A 6,141-nucleotide genomic window follows, 5' to 3' on the forward strand; every position below is an offset into this window, starting at 1 on the left:
GTATCGCTTTTTAAAAAAATTGAATTATGTTTAATTTGATTGCAGAAGAAATAACAAAACCCAAAAATCTATGAACACCCAATCAATAGGAATTCCTATTCAAGAAAGATACTTGGCACTTGATGTATTGAGAGGTCTGACGATCGCCCTGATGGTAATAGTCAATACTCCAGGCAGTTGGAGCCATATGTATTCGCCTTTTGCCCATGCAGAGTGGCATGGTTTCACCATAACTGACCTTGTCTTTCCTACATTCCTTTTTGTGGTGGGCAATGCGATGAGTTTCAGTATGAAAAAAATGGAGAAAATGGGACAAAGCATTTTTTTGAAAAAGGTATTTAAAAGAGCTGCTTTGATTTTTCTCATAGGTTGGGGATTGAATGCTTTTCCTTTTTTCGAGTACAGTGAATCCGGAGAAATCGTGATGATCAATTGGGCGGAAGTCAGGCTTCTCGGAGTACTTCAGAGAATAGCCCTTTGCTATCTTTTTGCCTCATTGATTCTTTTTTATTTAGGAAAAAAAGGAGCAATCATATACTGTTTCATAGCCCTGTTTGGATATTGGGCTGTTCTATATTTCTTTGGAGATCCTGCTGACCCTTATTCAATGTTGGGCAATTTCGGATCAAAACTCGATCTATTGATCATAGGTGAGAAAAACCTATATATGGGTGAAGGTGTACCTTTTGAACCTGAAGGTTTGCTGAGTACTTTTCCTTCCGTAGTCAATGTAATTGCTGGATATTTTGCAGGTAAATTGATCCAACAGATCGGCAACAACATCAAAACTGTCAAAGCGCTGTTTTTAGGCGGATTGATTCTTATTGTTCTTTGCCTGATTTGGGATTTGGTTTTTCCGATCAACAAAAAATTATGGACAAGTTCTTATGTGCTTTTGACAGTTGGGCTTGACCTTTTCCTGATTGGATTTTTGATTTGGGTGATCGAAGTTTGGAAAAAAAGAAGCTGGACTTATCCATTTGAGGTTTTTGGAAGAAATCCTTTGATCCTTTATGTACTATCAGGAGTGGTCATCACCTTATTTTATTCCATTGAAATAGGAGGAAAAAGCCTGAAAGGAATCATATACGAAGCTGCCTATACAAGTTGGTTATCAGATAAAAACGCTTCTCTTCTATTTGCACTTACCTATATGCTGTTGATCTGGCTTATAGGATATTGGATGGACAAGAAAAAAATATACATCAAAGTCTGATAAAATTCCAAAGAAATGGAAATTCTGAATGCTTGATTTATAGGTTAAGGATTGGTTTCAAAAAGGACTTAAATTTCTTTTTGAAACCAATCCTCAATCATTATACCAAGAATCTTAATCGGTTCACTTGCCACTGCCCTCAATTTCAGCCACCAACTCATCGTACCATTCTATTCCAAATTTTCTAATTAGTGCATCTTTTAGAAACTTATAAACGGGGACTCCCAAACTGCTTCCTAAAGTACAGGCTGCACTGCAGATGTCCCATCTATCATAGTTTAAGGCTTCAAACTCATCATATTTTTTTATTCTGATAGGATAAAGATGGCAGCTTATTGGCTTTTTGAAATTTGTTTTTCCGTCTAAATAAGCCTGCTCTATGCCACATTTCAAAATACCACGCTTATCATATAAAGCATAAGCACATTCTCTGTTTTCTCCAATTGTCGGAGTACCCTTGTCCCCGTCTTTGTCAAATACCCAAGTACCTTGAGCTTCTATAGCTGCTCTTCCTTCTTCGGTAATATATTCTTTAATCACAGGATATAATTCTTCCAAAATTCCCGTTTCCTCATCTTCCAAAGGAGCACCGGCATCCCCTTCGACACAGCAGGCTCCTTTACACTTTTCCAAATCACAGACAAAAAACTGTTCCTTAATGTCATCACTGATCACAGCATTTCCTACTAATATCATTTGCGAAATATTTTATGCAAAGAAACAAAATAAGGGACTCGGTTCATGCATCAGAGCTCGATCAGCTTGATTTTTTGGCGTTTTTTCTTACGTAAATGTCTTTGGATAATTCCGCTACCAACTTCCCCTCCCCATCAACAACCTTACAAGGAAAGGTATAGATGTTTTTTCCAATTTGGTCAACTTCAGATTTTATCCTTGAAATTTCTTCGTGGGACAATTGAAATTCAGCAAAAACCGTCCCTTTTCCGGGCTTTACAAAATTAATAGAAGCAGCCTTATCCCATACTATGTACCCGCTTCCAAGATTTATTGTGAGAATAAACATAAAAAAAGGGTCACACATAGAATACAAAGAGCCTCCAAAGGCGGTGCCTAAAAGATTTTTATTGAACCTGTTGAGTTTCAATCTTACTTTAAAATAAGTAAAGTCCTCATTGTATGAAATTACTTTTATCCCTGAAAAAAAATAGGGAGGATAGTAATTCACCATCTTAACGAGCTTTTTATATTTTTCGAATAACTTATTTTCCATAGACATGCAATATAAAAAAAGAACCGTTCCCTATGAAAGGAACGGCTCAACCCAGCACTATGAAGAAAAGCTATTAAGCCTTTGAATTTAAAACACAGGATGTTTTATAATGTTTGATTTTTTTTGATTTTTTTCAAGACATAAAATCAAAATCCAAAATTACAATTGTTGGACATTTTGATACACCAAGTTGTATGAATCGTTTTATTATCGAAACCTATTCCCCAAACAAGTTCCTTGGCCAACATTAGAGAAATTAGCTTAATTTGCAGCGTGCAAGCCGACTTGTCGCTGGTCTGAAGGTAAAACTCCGGAAAAGAGGAAAGTCCGGGCAACATAGAGCGCCATACTTCCTAACGGGAAGGTGTCAAGCCGGAGACAGTTTGACAACAGAAAGGGCCACAGAAAATATACCGCCCCGATTTCGGTCGGGGTAAGGGTGAAAAGGTGGAGTAAGAGCCCACCGCTCCATCAGTGATGAGGGAGGCATGGTAAACCTTATGGGTTGAAAGATCAAATAGGTCCCGCGATGAAACCAAGTTTCATAAAAGGTTGCTCGTCTTTATGCGGGATGGGTAGATCGATTGAGCCTGATTGCGAAGTCAGGCCTAGATAGATGACAAGAGATGCATCCATCAAGGATGTTGAACAGAACCCGGCTTACAGGCTTGCACTTTTTAATTTTGAATATTTATAAAAGAACTATGTCCAAAATCCTAATCATCGATGATGAAAGAATCATCAGGTCTACATTAAGAGAAATTCTTGAGTATGAGAAATATGAAATATCGGAAGCACAGGACGGAGAGCAAGGCTTGAAAATGATGAGGGACGAGGATTTTGACCTGGTGCTTTGTGATATAAAAATGCCAAAAATGGACGGAATCGAGGTTTTGGAAAAAGCCGCTGAAATGGACAAGTTGCCTCAATTCATCATGATCTCTGCACATGGATCTATAGAAACAGCAGTGGAAGCTACTAAAAAAGGCGCTTTTGATTTTATTCCAAAACCACCTGACCTGAACCGACTTTTACTCACTGTAAGGAATGCTTTGGATAAAAAGAATCTGGTATCAGAAACCAAAGTTCTTAAGAAAAAACTTTCTCAAAAACTGGATATGGTGGGTACTTCCCAAGCTATCATGCATGTGAAGGATACTATCGAAAAAGTCGCGCCAACGGATGCTAGGGTATTAATTACAGGCCCCAATGGCACAGGAAAAGAGTTGGTAGCACATTGGCTTCATCAAAAAAGCAACCGATCTAACGAACCTTTTGTAGCTGTTAACTGTGCAGCAATACCTTCAGAATTGATAGAAAGTGAACTTTTTGGGCACGAAAAAGGATCCTTCACTTCAGCTGTCAAGCAAAGGATTGGGAAATTTGAACAAGCCGATGGAGGGACTCTTTTCCTTGACGAAATTGGAGACATGAGTCTTTCAGCCCAATCAAAAGTATTGAGGGCACTGCAAGACCATAAAATCACCCGAGTCGGTGGGGATAAAGACATTAAAGTAGATGTCAGAGTCCTAGCTGCTACCAATAAAGACCTCAAAAAAGCAATCGAAGAAGGCAATTTCAGAGAAGATCTTTACCATAGGCTTAGCGTGATACTGATTCAGGTACCGGCATTAAAAGACCGCAAAGAAGATATTCCACTTTTGGTGGAAAAATTCCTAGAGGATGTAGCTGCTGAATATGGAACCGCCAAAAAAGAAATTTCAAAAGAGGCGCTGTCCAAACTCCAAGAATTTCCTTGGACAGGAAATATCCGCGAACTGAGAAATGTGGTTGAAAGATTGATAATCCTGGGTGAAAAAACAATCAGTCTGAATGACATCAAGAAATATGCTGACTATTAAAAGTCAGCATACTTTTTATCCTTTAATTTCTTTGCTATCCAAAGCTTTGGCGTAAGCTGGGCAAGGTTTGCTAGAAGCACAAGCACCTAAGGCCAAAAGACCAACAGCCATTACAATAATTGCTAATTTTCTCATAAATGTTAGAGTTTTAAAATCAAATATGTTTAATAAAAAAAGGAATACAAAATTAATTGAGCATTAAATTACAGCCACGGATTTCACTGTTATCAAATCTACCCAAAACCTCAAACTTATCCTCCCCTATTTTTCTTCCCAAATCCTGTGTCTCAATAAATGAACAGGAGTGAAAATTTGCCAGATCTATAATATTAAGACCTCCTTGGGAACGCTCAGACCAAGATAACGGATCGTTTACATCCCTAAGGTAAACGCGCATACTTGGTGGTAAATTGTAAATTCCGTCACCTTTGGAATAAGCTTGGGACATAAGTTCCGTCATACCATATTCCGAATGAATTTTATTAACCTGAAATGCTTCTTTTAGAACTTGGTGAAGCGATTCCCTGATCATTTCCACTCTCCTACCCTTCATTCCCCCTGTCTCCATTACTATAAGGTTTTCATTTTTGGGTATAGACAAGCCACTTTCAAGAAGGTCTAGTAATGCAAATGTAACTCCCAATAACAATGTTTTTTTATGGGATGCGGCAAGTACATTTAATTTTGAAACGAGCTCTTTATGGTTATAGAGATAAAATCCAGAATGCTCCGATTCCGATTGAGAAATGAAATAATCAGCCATACTCACCAATGAACTTCCTTTTCTTTCAAGATAAGAGGGCAGCAATGCCAGAACATGGAAGTCCTTTATATTTCCATATTCTCTTTGAAATAGATTTAGAGAATGTTTCAAATAAAAATCCTCAGACCAATAGTAATGTTTGCTGGTAATGCTTCCTGTCGTACCACTACTTGAAAAAAAACCTTCGAAATGTCTTTTAGAACCTGAAATTACTTGATGATTTTTAAAAAAACCTATCGGTAAAAAGGGAATATCTATCAAGTCTTTTACAACTTTATTATTTAAACCTCTGGCTTTGACATAAGCCCTATAAATCAGGTTGTTTTCCAATTGAAATTTATACAACTCCAAAGCTGCACTTTCAAAATCAGGCAAACCGGAAGTAAGAATTTTTTCACCAAAACATTTAAAATAATTGATCGTTTTATTATTTGTCATTCAAAAGTTAAGATGTTTTGACCTAGTCGAATTTCTTGTAAATTTACATCAGCATGAGCAATGTAAAAAACTATCTGATTTTATTATCTATTCTTTTTGCAGCTGGGGCTTGTATTTCCCCTCCTGATAATTTCCCCTCCACCCCTGAGATTTCATTCAAAGATTTGAGTTTCTCAACAACTGATGGGGCCGATTCCCTTATTGTAAGCGTCAATTTCAAAGATGCTGAAGGAGATTTAGGACTTAACCCAAGTGATGTGAACCCTCCTTTTAACCCCGTCACCTTCATTCGGGATCAGTCGGGTAATCTTATTGTTTATAGTCAGAGACCTCCGGAAGCACCTTCATATAACCCTATTGATTGGGTGATTAACCCTATTATAAACAATGAAGTAGTTAGAGATACCGTTTGGGTGGATCAAAATGAAGACCAAAACAATATTTTTATAAGGTTTTTTATTAAAAGGAACGGGGTATTCACAGAGTTCAAGTGGGAGGATCCTCCTTTTTTCACTACTTTCAATGGGAGATTTCCAAGAATAATAAATGGTTCCGAAGCCTTACCCGTAGAAGGAAGCATACAATATTCCATGCTTTCATTTGGCTGGAATTCCATTTTTAGAAATGACAC

General features: G+C 37.5%; 6 protein-coding genes and 1 other RNA gene. 4 read left to right on the forward strand and 3 right to left on the reverse strand.

What is annotated here, in order from left to right; genetic code table 11:
• The first annotated feature begins 70 nt into the window (after positions 1 to 70).
• Positions 71 to 1,216 carry an acyltransferase family protein gene (locus ACZFYI_RS14020; protein WP_462524754.1) on the forward strand — a complete coding sequence of 382 codons (1,146 nt, stop codon included), beginning with the start codon at positions 71 to 73 and terminating at the stop codon, positions 1,214 to 1,216.
• 123 nt (positions 1,217 to 1,339) lie between these two features.
• Here ACZFYI_RS14020 and ACZFYI_RS14025 read toward each other — a convergent pair whose 3' ends face one another.
• Positions 1,340 to 1,912, reverse strand: a complete 573-nt coding sequence (locus ACZFYI_RS14025; RefSeq protein WP_462524755.1) for a DUF3109 family protein — start codon at positions 1,910 to 1,912, stop codon at positions 1,340 to 1,342.
• A 61-nt stretch (positions 1,913 to 1,973) separates the two neighbouring features.
• A complete protein-coding gene (locus ACZFYI_RS14030; RefSeq protein ID WP_462524756.1) occupies positions 1,974 to 2,405 on the reverse strand; it encodes a DUF4442 domain-containing protein in 432 nt (143 codons plus the stop codon).
• 314 nt (positions 2,406 to 2,719) lie between these two features.
• On the opposite strand from ACZFYI_RS14030, the gene rnpB reads away from it, so the two are divergent.
• Both rnpB and ACZFYI_RS14040 read left to right on the forward strand, forming a co-directional pair.
• An RNA gene (gene rnpB / locus ACZFYI_RS14035) (RNase P RNA component class A) lies at positions 2,720 to 3,126 on the forward strand.
• Positions 3,127 to 3,151: 25 nt separating this feature from the next.
• Positions 3,152 to 4,309: a sigma-54-dependent transcriptional regulator gene (locus tag ACZFYI_RS14040; RefSeq protein ID WP_462524757.1), complete on the forward strand. Its 1,158-nt coding sequence runs from the start codon at positions 3,152 to 3,154 to the stop codon at positions 4,307 to 4,309.
• A gap of 187 nt (positions 4,310 to 4,496) precedes the next feature.
• On the opposite strand, the gene ACZFYI_RS14045 is transcribed toward ACZFYI_RS14040, so the two are convergent.
• Positions 4,497 to 5,510 carry a long-chain-fatty-acid--protein ligase gene (locus ACZFYI_RS14045; protein WP_462524758.1) on the reverse strand — a complete coding sequence of 338 codons (1,014 nt, stop codon included), beginning with the start codon at positions 5,508 to 5,510 and terminating at the stop codon, positions 4,497 to 4,499.
• A 53-nt stretch (positions 5,511 to 5,563) separates the two neighbouring features.
• Here ACZFYI_RS14045 and ACZFYI_RS14050 point away from each other — a divergent pair.
• Positions 5,564 to 6,141 (forward strand): hypothetical protein (locus ACZFYI_RS14050; RefSeq protein ID WP_462524759.1); only part of this gene is annotated, 578 nt, incomplete at its 3' end.

This window comes from Aquiflexum sp. (assembly GCF_977115555.1).

Coding starts and splice junctions, on each gene's coding strand:
- ACZFYI_RS14040 (WP_462524757.1), top strand. CDS start 3,152: ATGTCCAAAATCCTAATCATCGATGATGAAAGAATCATCAGGTCTACA.
- ACZFYI_RS14025 (WP_462524755.1), bottom strand. CDS start 1,912: ATGATATTAGTAGGAAATGCTGTGATCAGTGATGACATTAAGGAACAG.
- ACZFYI_RS14045 (WP_462524758.1), bottom strand. CDS start 5,510: ATGACAAATAATAAAACGATCAATTATTTTAAATGTTTTGGTGAAAAA.
- ACZFYI_RS14020 (WP_462524754.1), top strand. CDS start 71: ATGAACACCCAATCAATAGGAATTCCTATTCAAGAAAGATACTTGGCA.
- ACZFYI_RS14030 (WP_462524756.1), bottom strand. CDS start 2,405: ATGGTGAATTACTATCCTCCCTATTTTTTTTCAGGGATAAAAGTAATT.